This window comes from Pantoea rwandensis (assembly GCF_002095475.1).
GTDB classification, from domain to species: Bacteria; Pseudomonadota; Gammaproteobacteria; order Enterobacterales; family Enterobacteriaceae; genus Pantoea; species Pantoea rwandensis.
Window position 1 is genome coordinate 43,525 of the sequence record NZ_MLFR01000014.1, and the last position, 20,719, is coordinate 64,243.

A 20,719-nucleotide genomic window follows, 5' to 3' on the forward strand; every position below is an offset into this window, starting at 1 on the left:
AGTATGGAAGAGATTGTCTGAAGGGGCAAACTAGCTGCTGAATATGACTGGTGCGACGGGACGCGGTTGAAGCTGCCACCACAATGCCAACAAGGTGATCATCCCGATGCTGCTCAGCAGCATCCAGGGCAATTCCGGTAACGCCATCTGTTGCCCGATGTCAAACATCCAGCCGCCACCGGAGTAGCCAATCAACCCGCCAATGGCGAGTCCTAATTTGCTGAAGCCCATATAGCTGCCGCGAGCACGAGAACTGGCCAGTGAAGCGCTGAGTGTCTCACGTGCGGGTTCAGCAATGATTGAACCGAGATAAAACACGCCGATGAGCATGAACAACGAGGGAAGTGAATCCGTCATGCCGACCGGGAGCAGGCTAAAGGTCATCAGGAACAAACCGGCCATCAGGCGGGTCTCCAGCCGAAAACGCTTTTCGCTCCAGCGTGCAATCGGATAGAGCAGACTCAGCGAAAGCATGGCTTCAATGGCGTACATCCATTTTACCGCTGCCGGCGATCCCGCGACTTGGTTCACCATCACCGGTAGCATCAGCATGACTTGCACCGCCAAAATAAAGTAACCGGTGAGCGTCAAAACATAGAGGCGAAAGCGTTTATCTTGCCAGACACGCTGCAAGCCCTCGCGCATGGCAATGCGTTCAGTCGAGATACGCCAGGCGGGTAGCCAGATGGCGTTGAAGATTGCCGCGGTGACAAACACCCCTGCGCCCACCCAGCAGACCAAACGGAAATCCCATGCCAGTAACCAACTGCCCACCAGCGCTCCGAGCACTGCGCCGGCACTGTCTTGCATCATTAACAGCGAGAAAAAAACGACCGCGTTCGCGTGCGCGCACCAGTTTTACCACCATGGCGCTACGTGGAGGATCAAATAACGTGCCGCCAAGGCCTGAGAGCACACAGGCCAACCACAGTAGCCAGGGTTGATGGGCCAGAGCCATGCAGGCGAAACCAGCCGCGCGCATCAGCATGCCGGTGACAATAAGGGGGCGAGCACCAAAGCGATCGGCAATGGCCCCGCCAAAGATGCCGAACCCTTGCTGGACAAACTGGCGCAATCCCAGCGCAATACCCACCATTAATGCCGCCCAACCGAGTTGTTCGACAAAATGAATGGAAATTAGCGGGAATACGACAAAAAAACCCAACACGACCAGCATGTTATCGACTAATAAAAATGTTTTACCAAGGCGTCGTGCCCGCGCAACCCGAGACATGCTTTATCCTGAGCAAGAGAGTGGAATAAGAGACCATTTGGTCTATTTTCTGCCTGCTCAGGTGGGAAAAATAGTTTTATCAGGATGATATTTTTTAATCGAATGCGCAGAAAATTTAATCCTGAATCAGGAACAATGACGTTGCATGCTTTCGAGGGTTTTACCGCAGCGAAGGGGACGGTTATAGTGAGAAGTATCGCCGCTGGCGTACATCTTTCTTAAAGTTATGGATTTCAGGAGTCATGATGTTTGGCTATCGTTCTGCTGGCCCACGCGTGCGCCTCACTACCGATCGTTTGGTGGTCCGTTTAGTTCACGAACGCGATGCCTGGCGATTGGCTGATTACTACGCTGAGAATCGCGTTTTTCTCAAGCCCTGGGAGCCGGTGCGCGATGAAAGCCACTGCTACCCCTCCGGTTGGCAAGCGCGTCTTGGCTTGATAGCCGACATGCATAAACAGGGATCGGCTTACTATTTTGTGTTGATGGACCAGGAAGAGCGCGAAGTGCGCGGTGTCGCCAACTTTAGCAATGTGTTGCGCGGTTCCTTTCACGCCTGCTATCTCGGTTATTCGCTGGGTGAGAAGTGGCAAGGGCAGGGCATGATGTTTGAAGCACTGCAGTCTGCCATTCGCTACATGCAGCGTCAGCAGCGTATCCATCGCATTATGGCAAATTATATGCCGCACAATCAGCGCAGTGGTGATCTACTCGCTCGCCTTGGTTTTGAGAAAGAAGGTTATGCGAAAGACTATCTGCTTATTGATGGTCGCTGGCAGGACCACGTGCTGACTGCCCTGACCTGGCGCGAGTGGACCCCGGAACGTCGTTGAAAATAAAAGGACTAAGCAATGAAGATGGCACTTTCTGCGCAGGCGCTGCGCGTTATCGGCTGCTTGCTGGAGAAGCAGGTCACCACCCCCGACCAATATCCACTGTCATTGAATGGCGTGGTCACTGCCTGCAATCAAAAATCCAACCGTGAACCGGTGATGAATCTTAGTGAAATGGAGGTGCAATCGCAGCTTGATGAGTTAGTGAAAAAACATCTCGCCACCTCTAATAGCGGCTTCGGGCAGCGTGTCAGTAAATACGAACAGCGCTTCTGCAACTCAGCGTTTGGCAATCTGCAACTTAACAGTGCAGAAGTGGCGGTATTAACCTTGCTGTTTTTGCGCGGCACTCAGACGCCAGGTGAGCTACGTACTCGCAGTGGGCGCCTGCATGAGTTTAGCGATATGAATGAAGTGGAACAGACGCTGAGCGGTTTGATCACGCGTGATGATGGTCCAATGGTCGTGCGACTGTCGCGTGAGCCGGGTAAACGGGAAAGCCGTTATATGCACCTGTTTGGTGGCGAAGTGGCAGAAGAGAGCGTTGAGCACCTCAGCACGGCAGACAATGAAGACCTCACCACGCGCGTTGCACAGTTAGAAGCGCGTGTCGCCCAGTTGGAAAAATTACTGCAACAGGAGCACTGATATGACGTTACGTATTGGTATCGTGGGGCTGGGGGGGATCGCGCAAAAAGCGTGGCTACCGGTGTTGTCACACGCTACGGATTGGCAATTAGCGGGCGCTTTTTCACCGAGTCAGGCGAAAGCACAACCCATTTGCGACAGCTACCGTATTCCCTATTTTAGCCAACTGGATGCGTTGGCGGCGGCCAGCGATGCGGTATTTGTCCATAGCAGCACGGCCAGCCATTTCGAAGTGGTTCAAGCGCTATTGCTCGCGGGGAAAGATGTCTGTGTCGATAAACCTCTGGCTGAAACGCTGCAACAGGCAGAGTCGCTGGTGGCCTTGGCGGAAAAGCGCAAGCGAAAGTTGATGGTGGCGTTTAATCGCCGCTTCGCCCCGCGTTATCAACAGCTGAAAACCGAGATGCCACGCGCTGCCTCATTACGTATTGAAAAACACCGCGCCGACAGCGTCGGTCCGCACGATCTCCGTTTTACGCTGCTGGATGATTACCTGCATGTGGTGGATACCGCTCTGTGGCTAGCGGGCGGCAAACTCACGCGAGAGCAGGGCCATATCGAAACCAATGACGAAGGTGCCATGCTCTATGCTGAGCACCATTTCTCGGCGGGGTCGCTGCAAATCACCACCAGTATGCACCGTCGCGCTGGGACACAGCGTGAGGTCGTCAGCGCTATTTGTGACGGTGATTACATTGAAATCAATGAAATGCGCAATTGGCAGCAAGAGAACACCCACGGTTTGCGCTGTGAAGCATCCCCCTCATGGCAAAGCCATCTCACGCAGCGCGGTTTCAGCGGCGCAGCCCATCATTTTATTCAGTGTGTTCAAAATCAGACGATGCCTGAAACCAGTGGTGAGCAGGCGCTAGCGGCGCAGCGTCTGGTGGAAAAGTTGTGGCGCGATGCTGAACAGGAATAACCCCTTGTAACACTCAATGCTGGTCATTTCCTGCCGTGTCAGTAGACTATCGCCGGGCATCACAGGTTGCCCGCGCTAAGTTGCTCATTTATCCGATACTTTTCAGGATGCGTCACTCATTATGAATTTGTTGAAATCGCTGGCAGCCGTCAGTTCGATGACGCTGTTTTCTCGCGTGCTGGGCTTTGCCCGTGATGCCATTGTGGCTCGTGTATTCGGTGCCGGGATGGCTACCGATGCCTTCTTCGTGGCCTTTAAGTTGCCTAATTTGCTGCGCCGCATCTTCGCTGAAGGCGCCTTTTCTCAGGCATTTGTCCCCATTCTGGCCGAGTACAAAAGCAAGCAGGGGGAAGAGGCGACGCGAGTATTTATTGCCTATGTGTCCGGTTTGCTGACATTGGTATTGGCGGTGGTAACGGTTTTAGGGATGGTTGCCGCCCCATGGGTGATTATTGTGACCGCTCCCGGCTTTGCCGACACGGCGGATAAGTTTGCGCTGACCAGTTCGCTGCTGCGCGTGACCTTCCCTTATATCCTGCTGATCTCGCTGGCGTCTCTGGCTGGCGCAATACTCAATACCTGGAACCGCTTCTCGGTACCTGCCTTTGCACCCACGTTACTGAACATCAGCATGATTGGCTTCGCGGTGTTTGCGGCACCGCACTTCCACCCCCCGGTGATGGCACTGGCTTGGGCGGTGGTGGTAGGCGGTGTGTTGCAGCTGTTCTATCAACTGCCGCATCTGAAGAAAATTGGCATGCTGGTGCTGCCACGCGTCAATCTGCGTGACGCAGGCGTTTGGCGCGTGATGCGTCAGATGGGACCGGCGATTCTTGGCGTATCGGTGAGTCAGATATCGTTGATCATCAACACGATTTTTGCCTCATTCCTCGTATCAGGATCGGTGTCATGGATGTATTACGCTGATCGTCTGATGGAGTTCCCGTCCGGCGTGTTAGGCGTAGCATTAGGCACGATTTTGTTGCCATCCTTAGCGAAGAGTTTTTCCAGCGGCAATCACGCTGAATACTCTCGTCTCATGGACTGGGGCCTACGCCTGTGCTTCCTGCTGGCGCTGCCAAGCGCCGTGGCGTTAGGCATTCTTTCTGGTCCGCTCACGGTAGCCCTGTTCCAATACGGTAAGTTTACCGCCTTTGATGCTGCGATGACGCAACGCGCGCTGGTGGCGTATTCCGTCGGATTGATGGGCCTGATCGTGGTGAAAGTGCTGGCTCCGGGCTTCTATTCTCGTCAGGACATTAAAACGCCGGTCAAAATCGCCATCGTCACGTTGATCATGACGCAGCTGATGAACCTGGCCTTTATTGGCCCGCTTAAACATGCCGGTCTGTCGCTTTCAATCGGTTTGGCAGCTTGCCTCAATGCCGCACTGCTTTATTGGCAACTGCGTAAGCAGGACATCTTCCAGCCACAACCCGGCTGGATGAGTTTTCTGGTGCGTTTGTTGATCGCGGTGGTGGTGATGGCGGCAGCGCTACTGGGGATCTTGCATGTCATGCCCGCTTGGGAAGAGGGGCAGATGTGGTCGCGTTTGTTGCGTTTAGCGGCAGTGTGCGCCATCGGTGGCGGAGCCTACTTCGTGATGCTCGGTTTACTCGGTTTCCGACCAAAAGATTTTGCCCGCCGTACGCTGGCATAAAAAAATCCCGCCTCGGCGGGATTTTTCATTTTACCCTTTGCGACTGAGCGTCGCCTGACCCTTACCTAATCCATCTGGGCCGTAGAACGCCTGCGTCTGGTGCGGCTTCAGCACCGCCAACGCCTCGTTGGTAAAGCTGATTTGATGTTGCAACAGAATACCGTTATGCGTGTTGGTATCACGCAGGCGACGGGTATGCTGCTGAATGCTCTGCCAACGACGTTCACGATCGCTGTGACCACCATAAGGCGCCTGTGTACCGAGTGTCTTCTCAGTACTGCGGCGCATTTCGTCCAGATAGTTCAACGTGGTCAGCAGCGCGCTTTTATCTTCTGAGATGCGCTGCAGCATGTTGCCATTCACCTGGCCGGCAGAAAGTTGCTGTTGTTCTTCATTCATCACCACTGTGAGTGAAGCCAGCACATCCTGCATTTTGTCTAAAGTGGTCAGCAGATTGTCCATTGGGATTAGTTACCCTCTAAATACGCCTTGGTATCGGCGATCAGCGCGTCGGCGATCTTACCGGTATCCATTTTAAGTTCACCATTGCGAATGGCGGTTTTCAGCTGCTCAACACGAGCGGTGTTGATGTCTTTACTGCCTGGTTGCATCAACTGTGCCTGGGCGGTACTCAACTTCACTTCAGCACCGCTTTCGCTGGTGGTCGTGGTGACGGCAGGCGTTGCGCTCTGGCGCACTTTGCTGCTGTTATCGTTGGTATCACGGGTTTGCACAGTGCTAACCGGGTTTAAAGGCTGCGTTCTGTCGATGCTCATGGTATGGCTCCTGTAAGTTCAGTTGGGGGTCAGCCAACTGAGTCAGCATAGGGTAATGTCTTTGTTGATATCTCTATCGGCAGAACAACAGGGTTCTTTAACGCTTTATAGCGATATCAGAATATTCCCATCCGCATCGACGCGACCACTGACAACCTGACCATTTCCCATGCGTACGCGCACCATCTGAGCCGCGCTGGCGTTGTTCAGCGCACGTCCTTCGCTACTGGCATTAAACCCGTTTCCGCTGGCGACGACCATCACATTTTGGCCCGCTTTTACTCGCCAAGGCTGGCGGAGCATCGAAGCTGTCACAGCCTGTCCTGGTGGGATATCGCGTAGGGCAATGGCATCGACCACGCTGTTGTTATCAAACAGGGCGCGAGGCGGTAATTCATCAAGGCGACCTGTTTCCATACGGAAGTCATTAGGATCAAGGGCGCTGCCTCGTGCCACCTGACGGCTGGCAACCAAATACTGTCCAGTCACCTGAATCTGCACCTGCAAAAAGCGACGATTCTGCGCGCAGTTGGCTGCAATGCTGAGGTTACCCCATTGGCGACTGTTACCCGGTAGTTGTAATTCCGGCGTCTCACAGCTGGGCCACTGCTCTTTTGGCGTGCGTATCACTACCGTCATACCCGCCGCATGTTGTGGATCGCGTGCTTTAAAAAACTGCGTTAACTGGGCGGTCAGGTCCGCCGCATGACCGGGCAGCGCGATAGCCAGCAAAAGTGTCGCCAACAAGGGGGAAGAATTGCGCATAAACGCCTCCTGTCGAGAAGATGGCCTGAGTCTACTCTTCGCGCGAAAAATTCAATGTCAAAAATAGCCGTCATTTTTGCTGCTATTCAGACGATAGCCCTTGCTTTTGTCCAATTAAGCTGTCCACTCGAAATTCTCATTCGCGGAGGAAGCATGCTCGACAAACTCGATGCCGCGCTGCGATTTGGTACAGAAGCGTTAAACCTACGTGCTCAGCGTCAGGAAATCCTGGCGTCTAACATTGCCAACGCCGATACCCCAGGCTACCAGGCGCGGGATATCGACTTTGCCAGCCAGCTGAGCAAGGTGATGGAAAACGGCCGCGCGGAAGGCAGCAGCATGGCATTGAAGGTGACTTCTTCTCGCCATATTGCAGCAGAAACCAATTCGCAGCCGTCTATGGACTTGATGTACCGCATTCCCGATCAACCCGCCGCGGATGGCAACACCGTGGATATGGATCGTGAACGTACGCAGTTCGCAGATAACAGTCTGAAATACCAAACCGATCTCACCCTCATCAGTAGCCAGATCAAAGGCATGATGAGCGTGCTGCAGGGGCAATAACCATGGCATTGCTGAATATCTTTGATATCGCCGGTTCTGCGATGACGGCGCAATCACAGCGCCTCAACGTCAGTGCCAGTAACCTGGCGAACGCCGACAGTGTGACGGGCCCAGATGGCCAACCCTATGTGGCGAAACAAGTGATTTTCCAAACCGATGCGGCGCCAGGCGCGGCGACCGGGGGTGTCAAAGTGGCGGGTGTCGTTAACGATCCAACCCCTGCCAAACTGGTGTATGACCCGGGTAATCCGATGGCGGATGAAAAGGGCTACGTCAAGATGCCAAACGTCGATGTCGTCTCAGAAACCGTTAACACCATGTCAGCGTCGCGCAGCTATCAGGCCAACGTCGAAGTGCTGAACACGGTGAAGTCCATGATGATGAAGACCCTGACGATGGGTCAATAACGGAGCACGATTATGAGCGTAGCAGTAGGCGTTAACGCCAACCTTGACCCAACGGTACTCAGTTCATCCAGTTCAACTGGCACCGGCAACAGTGCCCAGGACTTGCAGAACCAATTCCTGACCATGCTGGTCACGCAATTGCAGAATCAGGACCCAACCAATCCGATGGATAACAGCCAGCTCACCACCCAGCTGGCGCAAATCAATACCTTGAGCGGCATTGAGAAGCTGAACACCACCTTGGGTTCAATCTCTGGGCAGCTCACCACCAGTCAGTCTCTGCAAAGCACCACGTTGATCGGTCATGGCGTGATGATTGATGGCAGCCAGATTCTGGTCGGCAGTGGGACCACGACGCCATTTGGGGTAGAGCTGACGACGGCCTCCACCGCGACCACCGCGACCATCAAGGATTCGAATGGCACTGTGGTTCGCACTATCGATTTGGGCGCATTGACGTCTGGCGTTCACGCCTTCTCTTGGGATGGCACTGACGCGAACGGCACAACGGTGGCTGATGGAAAATATTCGGTATCGATTGCCGCCAGCAATGGCAGCACACAACTGGTGGCCCAGCCGCTCAACTATGCCTACGTCAATGGCGTGAGTACGGTCGATGACACCGCAAAACTGGATCTCGGCACCATGGGCTCCGCCACTCTTGATGAAGTTCGTCAGATTCTCTAATTAACATTTAGCAGGAGACACGCTATGTCTTTTTCTCAAGCAGTCAGTGGTATGAATGCGGCCTCCAGTAACCTGGATGTCATTGGTAACAACATCGCCAACTCCGCAACAGCAGGCTTTAAATCCAGCACCATTTCCTTTGCCGATATGTTTGCCGGTTCCAACGTGGGTATGGGTACCAAAGTGGCGGCGGTGATTCAGAACTTCAACGACGGTACCACCACCTCAACCAGCCGTGGTCTTGATGTTGCACTGAGCGGTAACGGCTTTTTCCGTATGACCGATGCCGCAGGCGGCGTGTTCTACTCACGTAATGGTCAGTTCACCTTGGATGAGAACCGCAACCTGGTGAACACTCAGGGTTTGAGCGTGACAGGTTACCCGGCAACCGGTACACCGCCAACCATCCAGACGGGCGCAAACCCGGTGGCACTGAGCGTACCGACCACTCAGATGGCCGCGCGTGCGACCACCACAGCAGGTCTGGTTTCTAACCTGAACTCGACAGATGCGGTGCCTACAGTGACCACCTTTAGTGCATCAGATGTCGACAGCTACAACGCCAAAAGCACCGTGACTGTTTATGACTCACAGGGTAACGACCACGCACTGGACCTGTATTACGTTAAAGACTCCGCCAGCAACAGCTGGACCGTGCATGCCTTGGATTCCACCACCGGTGACAACCTGGGCACCTTCAACATGGCCTTCAGCACCAATGGTCAGTTGACTGGCGTGACTAATGATGCAACTCCACCGGTGACAACGGCCAGCACTGTTTCACTGACGCTAAACCCATCTGCAACCGCCACTGCAGCCAACGGTGCAGCAGCCAACCAGGTGATTAGCCTCAGCTTGCTGGGCAGCGCGCAGCAGAACACCGGCACCACGTCTTTTGGTAGCCCAACGCAGGACGGCTATGCACCGGGTGACTTGACCAGCTACGCCATCAATGATGACGGCACCATTACCGGTACCTACTCCAACCAGAAAACCCAGCTGTTGGGTCAGGTGGTATTGGCCAGCTTCTCTAACCCAGAAGGCCTGAAGTCAGAAGGCGATAACGTTTGGTCATCAACCAGCTCTTCTGGTCAGGCTGCCATCGGCCTGGCGGGGACCGGCACTTATGGCAATCTGACCTCAGGCGCGCTGGAAGCTTCCAACGTCGATCTGAGTAAAGAATTGGTCAACATGATCGTTGCACAGCGCAACTACCAGGCCAACAGCCAGACCATCAAGACACAGGATCAGATCCTCAACACACTGATTCAATTACGTTAATACACTAACGGGATTGCACTATGGATCACGCAATATATACCGCGATGGGCGCAGCCAGTCAGACGATGGAACAACAATCGGTGACCGCCAGCAACCTCGCCAACGCCTCAACGCCGGGCTTTCGTGCTCAGCTCAACGCGTTGCGCGCGGTGCCGGTCAACGGTTGGTCGCTGCCAACGCGCACCTTAGTTGCCGCTTCAACCCCGGGTGCCGATATGACACCCGGCGCGATGGACAACACCGGGCGCCCGCTGGATGTGGCAGTACAGCAAGATGGCTGGCTGGCGGTACGTACCGCTGACGGTTCTGAAGCTTATACCCGCAACGGCAACATGCAGATTAGCTCGACCGGTATTTTGACCATTCAGGGCAATCCCGTGATGGGCGATGGCGGTCCAATCGCCATTCCGCAAGGCGCTGAACTGACGATCGCGGCTGACGGTACCATCACCTCGCGTAATGCGGGCGATGCGCCGAATGCCACGGTGCAGATCGGCAAGCTGAAGTTGGTTAAGGCCACCGGTAAAGAGCTACAGCGCGGAGACGACGGTATGTTCCGTCCGACCCAAGCCGCTCAGGCGACACGCGGTGCTGCGTTTGCTAACGATGCCACCGTTGCAGTGATGCCCGGCGTACTGGAAGGCAGCAACGTCAAGCCAGTGGAAACCATGGTCGATATGATCGCCAACGCCCGACGTTTTGAGATGCAGATGAAAGTCATCACCAACGTCGATGAAAACGAACAAAAAGCCAATCAACTGCTCAACATGAGCAGCTAAGGCGTAAGGAAAACAGCATGATTCGTTCTTTATGGATCGCCAAAACCGGTCTTGACGCCCAGCAAACCAATATGGACGTTATTTCGAACAACCTCGCCAACGTGTCGACCAACGGCTTTAAGCGTTCGCGTGCGGTGTTTGAAGATTTGATGTACCAGACATTACGTCAGCCGGGTACGCAGTCATCTGAACAGACGACATTGCCTTCCGGCTTGCAGATTGGTACCGGTGTGCGTCCTGTCACCACTGAACGTCTGCATACCCAAGGTAACCTGTCGCAGACCAGCAACTCGAAAGATGTGGCTATCAACGGCCAGGGTTATTTCGAAGTGCAGATGCCAGACGGCACCTCTTCTTATACTCGCGACGGTTCTTTCCAGGTGGATCAAAACGGCCAGTTGGTCACCAACGCCGGTTACCCTGTACAGCCGGGTATTACTATTCCAGCTAACGCCACCAGTATCACCATCTCGCGTGACGGTGTGGTGAGCGTGACGCAGCAGGGTCAGACCAACCCAGCACAGGTTGGGCAGCTGACAATTAGCACCTTTATGAACGATGCGGGCCTCGATAGCCTGGGTGAAAACCTCTATCAGGAAACGCAGGCATCGGGTGCGGCAACACAGAGTACACCGGGTCAGAACGGCGCGGGTCTGCTGTATCAGGGTTACGTCGAAACCTCGAACGTCAATGTGGCGGAAGAGTTGGTGACCATGATCCAGACGCAGCGTGCTTATGAAATTAACAGCAAAGCGATCACCACCTCTGATCAGATGCTGCAGAAATTAACCCAGATTTAATCTGGGATCGTTGGGCCAGCTTGGGGCTGGCCTGATTAAGAACATGAAAAAGGTCAGAACTCCGTGGCGAAGCAAGTGATTATCAAGCCTGGGCATTGGTTAGTAGCCACGCTGCTACTGACACTTAACGGTTGTGCGCTGGTTCCGCGCACACCACTGGTACAGGGTACAACCACGGCAGAGCCAACGCCGTCTGCGCCGCCGGTGGTGAATGGGTCTATTTTCCAGGGCGTGGCGCCACTGAACTACGGCTATCAGCCGCTGTTTGAGGATCGCCGCCCACGTAATATTGGCGACACACTGACGATCACGCTGCAAGAGAACGTCAGCGCCAGTAAAAGCTCTTCTGCTAACGCCAGCCGTGATGGCAGTAACAGCTTTGGTGTGAGTACCGTACCGACCGGACTGAGTGGTCTGGTGGGAGCCGCTGGTGAAAAAGCGGGACTGGATGCCAATGGCAAAAATGATTTCGCAGGCAAAGGTGGCGCAACCGCGAACAACACCTTTACCGGCACCATTACCGTCACGGTTAACCAGGTGCTGTCGAACGGCAACCTGCGCGTGGTCGGTGAGAAACAGATCGAAATTAACCAGGGAACCGAATTCATTCGCTTCTCGGGTGTGGTTAACCCACGCACCATCAGCGCCAGCAACGCCGTGTTGTCAACGCAGGTGGCCGATGCACGTATTGAGTACGTCGGAAATGGCTATATCAATGAGGCGCAGACCATGGGCTGGTTCCAGCGTTTCTTCCTGAACGTCTCGCCGATGTAATCGAGGTAATGATGAAAATAAACACTCTGCTACGCCTGAGTCTGAGCTTTTTGCTTGGCGTCAGCCTGATGGCTCACGCTGATCGTATTCGCGATCTCACTTCCGTGCAGGGCGTGCGCGATAACCAACTGATCGGTTACGGCTTAGTGGTGGGTTTGGATGGTACCGGTGACCAGACCACGCAAACCCCGTTTACCACCCAGACGGTAAGCAACATGCTGTCGCAGCTGGGCATTACGGTACCAACGGGTACCAATATGCAGCTGAAAAACGTGGCGGCGGTAATGGTAACGGCCAAATTGCCGACATTTGCGCGTCAAGGGCAAAACATCGATGTGGTGGTTTCCTCCTTGGGTAACGCCAAAAGTTTGCGTGGGGGCACGTTGTTAATGACCCCCATGAAAGGTGTCGATAACCAAGTCTATGCGTTAGCGCAAGGGAACATTCTGGTGGGTGGTGCGGGTGCGTCTGCGGGCGGCAGCAGTGTGCAGGTGAACCAGCTAAATGGCGGCCGCATTACTGACGGTGCAACGGTAGAGCGTGAGCTGCAAAGTAACTTCGGTAGCCAGAACACCATTAACCTGCAGCTCAATACTGAAGACTTCACCATGGCACAACGCATTGCTGATGCGATCAACAGCCGTGGCGTGGGATCAGCGCAACCGCTGGACGCGCGCACAGTGCAAATTCGTGTCTCGCCAAACAACAGTTCGCAGGTGCGTTTACTGGCCGATATTCAGAACATAGATGTTTCCGTGCCAGTTGAGGATGCAAAAGTCATCATCAACTCGCGTACCGGTTCTGTGGTAATGAACCGTGAGGTGACGCTCAACACCTGTGCTGTGGCGCAAGGCAACTTGTCAGTGACGGTGAATCAGCAGCAGAACGTCAGCCAGCCGAACACGCCGTTCGCCGGTGGACAGACGGTCGCCACCACGCAGACGCAGATCGATTTGCGCCAGAGCGGTGGAGCCCTGCAGCGTGTTAACGCCAGCGCCAACCTGAACAATGTGGTGCGCGCACTGAATGCCTTGGGCGCGACGCCGATTGAACTGATGTCGATTCTGCAATCCATGCAGAGCGCAGGTTGTCTGCGCGCCAAACTGGAAATCATCTGATGACGGATACGCAATCGCTGATGAACGCGGCATACGACAGCCGCTCGCTTAACGACCTGAAACGTGAAGCCGCCGCCGACCCGAAAGGGAAGGCGCTGCAGGTCGCGAAGCAGGTTGAGGGTATGTTCGTGCAGATGATGCTGAAGAGTATGCGTGACACGCTGCCGAAAGATGGCATTTTCAGCAGCGATTCAACACGTATGTATACCTCGATGTACGATCAGCAGATTGCGCAGGAAATTGGCAAGCATGGATTAGGCATGGCAGATCTGATCGTGAAGCAGATGCAGCCGGCACAAGAGCCTGATGAAACTGCGGGCACGGTCCCGATGAAGCTGGATAACAGCTTTATCTATAGCAATCTGCCGTCCAGCCAGCTGGAGCAGATGGTGCGTAAAGCGGTACCGCGCCTGCCGGTTTCACCTTCGAGCTTCCCGGCTGACAGCAATGATTTTATTGCGCAGCTGGCACAGCCCGCCCAGGTCGCCAGCCAACAGAGTGGTATTCCTCATCACCTGATCCTGGCGCAGGCTGCTCTGGAATCAGGGTGGGGCCAGCGACAGATACTGACGCGCGATGGCAAACCGAGCTACAACGTGTTTGGCATTAAGGCGGGGGGAGACTGGAAGGGCGAGACCACCGACATCATGACCACGGAATATGAGGGCGGTGTAGCCAAGAAAGTCCACGCGACCTTCCGTGTGTATGGCTCCTATATGGAAGCGCTCAGCGACTACGTCAAACTGCTTTCCAATAACCCACGCTATGCCGCGGTGGCCAATGCCGAAACGCCGGAGCAGGGCGCACGAGCCCTGCAGGCAGCGGGCTACGCCACCGATCCGAAATATGCGCAGAAATTGGTGGGAATGATTCAGCAATTCAAAAACATGGGTGAAAAAGTGGTGAAGGCTTACAGCCAGGATATCACTGATTTGTTCTGATTTTTTGCCTCAAGTTTCACTTAAGCACGCCGATAACCATCATAAGCTGCGGGCATTCTCGCCCGCACAATCGCACTGATGACTGCCAGCCCGGTTAACGGGAAATAAAGGAACCGAGATGTCCAGCATAATTAACTCAGCGATGAGTGGGCTGAGCGCCGCACAGGCCGCATTAAGCACCACCAGTAATAACATCAGTAATTACACGGTCGCGGGATATTCGCGTCAAACCATTCTGCTGAACGAAGCCAACAGTACCCTATCTGGCAGCAGCTATTACGGTAATGGTGTGAATGTCACGGGCGTGCAGCGTGAATATGATGAGTTCATCACGGCGCAGTTGCGCGGTTCCAGTGCTAATTACAGTGCGGTGAACTCACAGTACTCGCAGATTTCGAACATCGATGATTTGCTTTCCACCTCGACCACCAGTTTGTCGACGTCGATTCAAAGCTTCTTTACTAACGTGTCCAACGTGGTGAGTAACGCGAGCGATCCTTCTGCACGTCAGTCGATGCTGAGTTATGCGCAGGGCCTGGTGAATCAGTTTCAGACCACCTCGCAATATCTCACCAGCATGCAGAACAGCGTGAATACAGATGTGTCGTCCAGCGTGGATCAGATCAATACCTACACCAGCCAGATTGCCAACCTCAATACGCAAATCTCGAAGCTCACCTCTTCAGATGGATCAGCGCCGAATGATCTGCTGGATCAACGTGATCAGCTGGTTAACAGCCTGAATAACGTCGTTGGCGTCACCGTTTCCAAGCAGGATGGCAACTACATCGTTTCCATGGGTAGTACCACGCTGGTCAACGGTAAAAATACCACGCAGTTGGTCGCGATGCCTTCCAGCAGCGATCCTTCACGTACCACCGTGGGTTATGTTGACAAGCTGGCTGGCAACGTTGAAATCCCAGAAAAAACGCTGACGACCGGTTCACTGGGTGGTCTGCTCGCCTTCCGTACGCAGGACCTGGATACCGCGCAGAACCAGTTAGGCCAGTTGGCGGCCGCATTCACCACCAGCTTCAATGCCGTGCAGACGGCGGGTTACGACAGTAATGGCGATCAGGGTACTGATTTCTTTACCATCGGCAGCCCCACGGTGTTAAGCAATACCAAGAATACCGGTACCGCAGAAGTCACTGCAGCCTGGTCGGATAGCAGTGCCTTGAAAGCCTCTAATTACACGGTGAGCTATGACGGCAGCAACTGGTCAGTCACACGTATGTCAGACAACGTGAAGGTGACGGCTACCCCGGGCACTGACAGCGATGGCAATACCACTTTGAGTTTTGATGGTCTGGACCTGACGGTAACGGGTGATGCCAAAGCCAAAGACAGCTTCTTGGTGAAACCGGTGCAAAACGTGATCAGTGGTATGACGGTTGCCATTACTGATGAGTCACAAATTGCGGCTGCTTCAAGCGCCACTAGTGGTGAAAGCGATAATACCAACGCACAAAAGATGTTGGATCTGCAGAACTCGAAGCTGGTTAACGGTAATTCGACACTGGCACAAGCCTACGCGACGATCGTCAGCACTGTGGGTAATAAAACCAGCTCACTGGAGACGGCAAGTACCACTCAAGAAAGCGTGGTGACTCAGTTAACGGATCGTCAACAATCCGTTTCCGGCGTCAACCTTGATGAAGAGTACTCCAACCTGACCAAGTATCAGCAGTTTTACATGGCTAATGCGCAGGTACTTCAGACGGCAAGTACGATTTTTAATGCGCTGATGGATATCCGCGGCTAAGTAAAAAGAGGATAAAAAACATGCGTTTAAGTACTAATATGATTTTTGACCAACAGGTTCGCGGAATCACTGATTCGCAATCTTCTTGGTTAAAAGTCGGGCAGCAGCTTTCAAGCGGTTTACGTGTGAATAATCCATCGGATGATCCGATTGCTGCGGCAAGTTCGGTTGTCCTGGCACAGTCGCAGGCAAAAAGTAGCCAGTATGCAACCGCGCGTACTTTTGCTAACCAAAGCTTGTCTTTTGAGGAAAATACCCTGCAGGGTGTGACGACTGCCATTCAGTCTGCGCAAACCACCATCGTCGCCGCCTCAACGGGGACGTTGAGCGATGATGACCGTGCTTCATACGCCACCCAGTTACAGGGATTGCGCGATCAGCTACTCGGGTTGGCCAATACGAAAGACTCTAATGGCCGTTATATCTTTGCGGGCTATAAAACCGAAAGTGCACCATTTAGCGATACAGGAAGCGGCGTCACTTATGTCGGCGGTACTGATGCTATCAGCCAACAAGTCAGTGACAGTCGCACGATGACGGTAGGCAATACTGGCGATTCGGTGTTTATGTCGCTCAGCAGTAATGCCAAAGCCGAACCAGACGGCAGTCCCAGCGAAACGAATGTCTTTGAGATGCTGGATAGCGCCATTGCGGCACTGAAAGTCCCGCAGGCCGATGCTGATGAAGCGACACAGCAAACCTTCCAGGACGCGATGGATAAAACCAACCGTGGTCTGAGTAACTCCCTTAACAATGTGCTCACTGTACGTTCAGATACCGGCATTAAAATGGATGAAGTTGACACCCTTGATGCGCAAGGTGACACCAATGACACCATTATGGCCACGCAGATGAGTAATCTGGTTGAGGTGGATTACACCCAAGCGATTTCCAGCTACACCATGCAACAAACGGCACTTCAAGCGTCATATAAAACCTTCACTGATATGTCGAAGATGTCGCTGTTCCAGCTGAACTCTTAATTTATCTGACCTGAAAATTTGAGCGTGCTTAAACCGGGCGCGCTTAGTTTCTCCCACTGTCTTTCGAGGCCGTGGGATTTTTTTGCCTGTAGCAAAACCTCTAACCGTTAAGGGAGTGAAGCGCTGGAGAGAGATGTGATCTGGCTGTGCAATATGATGCACATCTGTCACTGGCATCCTTGCTGGGAGGCTGCGCGATGAATAACCGCGTTACCGTTCGGTAGAAACAGGCGATAAAAAACCCCGAACAAGTCGGGGTTTGGATAAGGCTGTTTTACTGCTGAGACTTAAATGCTTTCTGGACGCGTTGCCGGTGCGGTTGCCTGATGGGTAGCGCTGTGGCCGCCTGCAGAACCACGACCGTCAAAGTCGAACACCGGACGTACCCAGTCACTGTGGCGAACCGTTTCAGGCTCCCAAGCAGGGGCTGGTGCTTTCGTCATCGGCGCAGTTGCGTGATGTTTCCAGCGAGTTTCAACATTGCTGATTGCGGTATCACGTGCGGCAACAGGTGCATGCGGTTCAGCCACTGGAGTGACGGGCGCTTCAGCGGCGACAGGTGCACTCAGCACTTCTTCCACCTCAGCTTCAACCGCTGGCGCAACATCTGCCGGTGCCTGCTCGGCTGTCTCTACTGCTTCGCTAACATGCGCGGTGACAGGTTCGGCTACGGCTTCTTCAACCTTAGCAGCAACCGCTTCAACTGGAGCAGTTTCAACCTCAGCAACAGGAACAGCTGCAACTTCAACTTCAACTGCCGATACGGCTTCTGCAGCTGTTACTTGTGCCGTCTGCTCTTGAGCTGCAGAAATAACAGCAGGCTCTTCGTTAACAGGGGCAACAACAGGTGAAAGATCATCGGTATTCACCACTGGCACTTCAGTGTGTGGCTGCGGTTCAACCTGATGAACGATCGCTTGCGCTTCTGGCTGTGCTGCAACGGCTGATGCGGCTTCAACGGCCACCGGCAGTTCTTCTACTGCTGGTGCATCATAGCCGTATTCTGGCATTTCGTTCAGCGCTTCCTGAGAGGTGAAATGCTCGTGAGTCTGGGCAACCGGGTAGGTAATCCAAACTTTGCCTGACGCCATCTCTGGAGAGGCAGCAGCTGATTCCAGCGGCATCGCAGACTGCGTTGGGTAACGTTCGTCACGATAACGACGACGACGTTGACCGCTAACACGCAGGTGACGTGGAGAACGACGTGAACGGCGCGGCATATTAGCGCTGTCACGGCTATCACCTTCGTCCTGATCTTCCTGCGCGACTTCAGCTTGCTCATTGAATTGCACACGCTGTGCCGTTTCAACGGCTGCTTCAGTTGCGACAGGTGTTGGAATCGCGGCCGCGACTTCACCCGTATCACCAACACGCACGCGTTGGGTCAACTGACGTTGTTTGCGACGTGGCATCACCTGCACACGCTCTTCTTCCTGCGCAACGCTTTCATCAACGGTGTCAGTTTGAGTTACGGTCTCAGCGGCTTTTTGATCCTCCTGCTGATTACGTTTCTCTTCCTGGCGACGGCGCTGGCGCTCAGCACGTTGTTCGCGACGCTGTTGCTGCTGCTCATCACGCTGCTGCAGCTGCTCTTCGGTCAGGGCCGGACGCTCACCACGTGGCTCGTTTTGACGCTTGTTGCGGCGATTGTCTTGGTTGTCACGTGGCTCACGGGCTTCGCGCGGTTCACGAGACTCACGTGGTTCGCGTGCTTCACGTGGCTCGCGGCCTTCACGACCCTGAACATTTTCGCCATTACGCGGCGTACGCTCACGACGATTATTGTTGCGACGGTTGTTACGACGGTCACCACGTTGTGAGTTATTCTCACCCTCAGCCGCAGGTTGCTCTTCCGTTTTCACTTCGGCCGGTGCAGCTGCAGGCGCATCGCCAGCAAACAGTTTTTTCAAGCCACCTAACAGACGTGCAATAAAGCCCGGGTTAGCAGCGGCAGCAGGTGCGGCGACTGCTTTAGTCGGTTTAGCTTCTGCTGTTGCAGTCGGCTTAATCTCTTGTTCAATCTCAACTGGCGCAGGTGGTGCATCTGGCATCACGAAAGCGGCCAGTGCTGGCTGCTCAGGACGACGACGCTCGGCACTCTCTTCTTCCGAAGGCAGGGCCATTTCTGCTTCATGCAGTTTCGGCAGGTGATAAGAGAGCGTTTGTGTCTCTTCACCCTTGCGCACGCGCAGGACTGAGTAGTGTGGTGTTTCCATCTGATCGTTTGGCACGATGATGGCACGCACGCCGCCCTGACGTTTCTCAATCGCACTAACTGCATCACGTTTTTCGTTCAGCAGGTAGGAAGCGACAGGGACTGGAACAATCGCATGCACTTCTTTAGTGTTGTCTTTCAGCGCTTCTTCTTCGATTAAGCGGAGAATAGACAGCGACAGCGACTCGTTATCACGGATGGTGCCCGTACCGCTACAGCGTGGGCAGACGTGATGACTGGATTCACCCAGCGATGGGCTGAGACGCTGGCGCGACATTTCCAACAGGCCGAAGCGAGAAATATGGCTGATCTGAATACGCGCGCGATCCTGACGCACCGCTTCGCGCAGACGGTTTTCCACCGCGCGCTGGTGACGAACAGGGGTCATGTCGATGAAGTCGATGACGATCAGGCCACCGAGGTCACGCAGACGCAGTTGGCGCGCGATTTCATCGGCCGCTTCCAGATTGGTATTGAACGCCGTTTCTTCGATATCACCACCGCGTGTTGCACGCGCGGAGTTGATGTCGATAGCGGTTAACGCTTCGGTGCTGTCGATAACAATCGAGCCACCGGAAGGTAAACGCACTTCACGCTGGAAAGCGGATTCAATCTGCGATTCGATTTGGTAGTGGCTGAACAGCGGAATTTCACCGGTGTACAGTTTGATTTTGCTGCTGAAGTCTGGACGGCCGAGGGCAGCAATGTGCTGACGAGCCAGCTCCAGGACTTTTGGGTTATCAATGAGGATTTCACCGATATCCTGGCGCAGGTAGTCGCGGAAGGCGCGCACAATTACGTTACTTTCCTGATGGATCAGGAAAGGTGCAGGGCGGCTATCGGCGGCTTTTTTAATGGCTTCCCAGTGCTTAAGGCGGAAACTGAGGTCCCACTGCAGTGACTCGGCAGATTTGCCGACGCCTGCGGTGCGAACAATCAGACCCATTCCTTCTGGCAATTCCAGCGCGGAGAGGGCTTCTTTCAGCTCGGTACGGTCATCCCCTTCGATACGGCGAGAAATGCCACCGGCGCGAGGGTTGTTAGGCATCAGAACCAGATAGCTACCGGCCAGTGAAATAAAGGTTGTCAGTGCTGCACCTTTATTTCCGCGTTCTTCTTTATCAATTTGGACGATAACTTCCTGACCTTCACGCAACACCTCTTTGATGTTTGGACGGCCATGCGCGTTGTAATTAGCAGGGAAGTATTCGCGAGAAATTTCTTTAAGAGGGAGGAAACCGTGACGTTCAGCACCATAATCGACAAATGCCGCTTCGAGGCTGGGTTCAACACGGGTGATCTTACCTTTGTAGATATTGGCTTTTTTCTGCTCGTGTCCGGGACTTTCGATATCCAGATCGTACAGACGTTGGCCGTCAACAAGGGCAACGCGCAACTCTTCCTGCTGAGATGCGTTAATTAACATTCTTTTCATCGTGACTTACTCGTTATTCTCACATGAGTGATAAAGCTGCGGGCATCGTTACCCATGGACGAGAATCAACCGATGGCCTCGTGTCTTAATGCACTGACGTCAACCTCACGGTTGTCGGCGGCTAAAGAG

Annotated in this window: 19 protein-coding genes and 1 pseudogene; 15 read left to right on the forward strand and 5 right to left on the reverse strand. The window is 54.0% G+C overall.

What is annotated here, in order from left to right:
* Window positions 1-30: 30 nt before the first annotated feature.
* Window positions 31-1,234 (reverse strand): annotated as a pseudogene (gene mdtH / locus HA51_RS14375) (multidrug efflux MFS transporter MdtH).
* A gap of 245 nt (window positions 1,235-1,479) precedes the next feature.
* Here mdtH and rimJ point away from each other — a divergent pair.
* The 4 genes from rimJ to murJ all read left to right on the forward strand — a co-directional run bounded on the left by rimJ (window position 1,480) and on the right by murJ (window position 5,297).
* Entirely contained in the window at window positions 1,480-2,067 is a 588-nt protein-coding gene (gene rimJ / locus HA51_RS14380) for a ribosomal protein S5-alanine N-acetyltransferase (protein WP_084935285.1), read from the forward strand.
* An 18-nt stretch (window positions 2,068-2,085) separates the two neighbouring features.
* A complete protein-coding gene (locus tag HA51_RS14385; RefSeq protein ID WP_084935286.1) occupies window positions 2,086-2,715 on the forward strand; it encodes a DUF480 domain-containing protein in 630 nt (209 codons plus the stop codon).
* Window position 2,716: 1 nt separating this feature from the next.
* Window positions 2,717-3,637, forward strand: coding sequence for a Gfo/Idh/MocA family protein (locus HA51_RS14390; RefSeq protein ID WP_084935287.1), 921 nt, complete (start codon window positions 2,717-2,719; stop codon window positions 3,635-3,637).
* A gap of 121 nt (window positions 3,638-3,758) precedes the next feature.
* Window positions 3,759-5,297, forward strand: a complete 1,539-nt coding sequence (murJ, locus tag HA51_RS14395) for a murein biosynthesis integral membrane protein MurJ (RefSeq protein ID WP_084935288.1) — start codon at window positions 3,759-3,761, stop codon at window positions 5,295-5,297.
* A gap of 30 nt (window positions 5,298-5,327) precedes the next feature.
* On the opposite strand, the gene flgN is transcribed toward murJ, so the two are convergent.
* From flgN to flgA, 3 genes are all read right to left on the reverse strand, one after another.
* Window positions 5,328-5,759 carry a flagellar export chaperone FlgN gene (gene flgN / locus HA51_RS14400; RefSeq protein ID WP_084935289.1) on the reverse strand — a complete coding sequence of 144 codons (432 nt, stop codon included), beginning with the start codon at window positions 5,757-5,759 and terminating at the stop codon, window positions 5,328-5,330.
* Window positions 5,760-5,764: 5 nt separating this feature from the next.
* Window positions 5,765-6,073: a flagellar biosynthesis anti-sigma factor FlgM gene (gene flgM / locus HA51_RS14405; RefSeq protein ID WP_084935290.1), complete on the reverse strand. Its 309-nt coding sequence runs from the start codon at window positions 6,071-6,073 to the stop codon at window positions 5,765-5,767.
* 105 nt (window positions 6,074-6,178) lie between these two features.
* Complete coding sequence (flgA, locus tag HA51_RS14410) at window positions 6,179-6,838, reverse strand: flagellar basal body P-ring formation chaperone FlgA (protein ID WP_084935291.1); 660 nt, start codon at window positions 6,836-6,838, stop codon at window positions 6,179-6,181.
* Window positions 6,839-6,991: 153 nt separating this feature from the next.
* Here flgA and flgB point away from each other — a divergent pair, with 153 nt between their 5' ends.
* The 11 genes from flgB (at window position 6,992) to flgL (ending at window position 16,940) form a co-directional block, all read left to right on the forward strand.
* A complete protein-coding gene (gene flgB / locus HA51_RS14415) occupies window positions 6,992-7,405 on the forward strand; it encodes a flagellar basal body rod protein FlgB (RefSeq protein WP_034830667.1) in 414 nt (137 codons plus the stop codon).
* 2 nt (window positions 7,406-7,407) lie between these two features.
* Complete coding sequence (gene flgC, locus HA51_RS14420) at window positions 7,408-7,812, forward strand: flagellar basal body rod protein FlgC (RefSeq protein WP_034830669.1); 405 nt, start codon at window positions 7,408-7,410, stop codon at window positions 7,810-7,812.
* A gap of 12 nt (window positions 7,813-7,824) precedes the next feature.
* A complete protein-coding gene (flgD, locus tag HA51_RS14425) occupies window positions 7,825-8,499 on the forward strand; it encodes a flagellar hook assembly protein FlgD (RefSeq protein ID WP_084935292.1) in 675 nt (224 codons plus the stop codon).
* A gap of 24 nt (window positions 8,500-8,523) precedes the next feature.
* A complete protein-coding gene (flgE, locus tag HA51_RS14430) occupies window positions 8,524-9,780 on the forward strand; it encodes a flagellar hook protein FlgE (protein ID WP_084935293.1) in 1,257 nt (418 codons plus the stop codon).
* A 20-nt stretch (window positions 9,781-9,800) separates the two neighbouring features.
* Complete coding sequence (locus HA51_RS14435; RefSeq protein ID WP_084935294.1) at window positions 9,801-10,559, forward strand: flagellar basal body rod protein FlgF; 759 nt, start codon at window positions 9,801-9,803, stop codon at window positions 10,557-10,559.
* A 17-nt stretch (window positions 10,560-10,576) separates the two neighbouring features.
* On the forward strand, window positions 10,577-11,359 hold the full coding sequence (gene flgG, locus HA51_RS14440) for a flagellar basal-body rod protein FlgG (RefSeq protein ID WP_084935295.1): 783 nt from the start codon (window positions 10,577-10,579) through the stop codon (window positions 11,357-11,359).
* A gap of 63 nt (window positions 11,360-11,422) precedes the next feature.
* Window positions 11,423-12,133: a flagellar basal body L-ring protein FlgH gene (locus HA51_RS14445; protein WP_084935296.1), complete on the forward strand. Its 711-nt coding sequence runs from the start codon at window positions 11,423-11,425 to the stop codon at window positions 12,131-12,133.
* 11 nt (window positions 12,134-12,144) lie between these two features.
* Window positions 12,145-13,251, forward strand: a complete 1,107-nt coding sequence (locus HA51_RS14450) for a flagellar basal body P-ring protein FlgI (protein ID WP_084935297.1) — start codon at window positions 12,145-12,147, stop codon at window positions 13,249-13,251.
* The gene (flgJ, locus tag HA51_RS14455; RefSeq protein ID WP_084935298.1) at window positions 13,251-14,192 is read left to right on the forward strand and encodes a flagellar assembly peptidoglycan hydrolase FlgJ; all 942 of its coding nucleotides are present in this window, start codon (window positions 13,251-13,253) and stop codon (window positions 14,190-14,192) included. Before HA51_RS14450 ends, flgJ begins: the two co-directional genes overlap by 1 nt.
* 118 nt (window positions 14,193-14,310) lie before the next feature.
* A complete protein-coding gene (gene flgK, locus HA51_RS14460; RefSeq protein ID WP_084935299.1) occupies window positions 14,311-15,957 on the forward strand; it encodes a flagellar hook-associated protein FlgK in 1,647 nt (548 codons plus the stop codon).
* 20 nt (window positions 15,958-15,977) lie between these two features.
* Window positions 15,978-16,940 (forward strand): flagellar hook-associated protein FlgL, encoded by a 963-nt coding sequence (flgL, locus tag HA51_RS14465; RefSeq protein ID WP_084935300.1) that lies wholly within the window; start codon window positions 15,978-15,980, stop codon window positions 16,938-16,940.
* 287 nt (window positions 16,941-17,227) lie between these two features.
* On the opposite strand, the gene rne is transcribed toward flgL, so the two are convergent.
* Window positions 17,228-20,590: a ribonuclease E gene (rne, locus tag HA51_RS14470; protein WP_084935301.1), complete on the reverse strand. Its 3,363-nt coding sequence runs from the start codon at window positions 20,588-20,590 to the stop codon at window positions 17,228-17,230.
* Window positions 20,591-20,719: the final 129 nt, after the last annotated feature.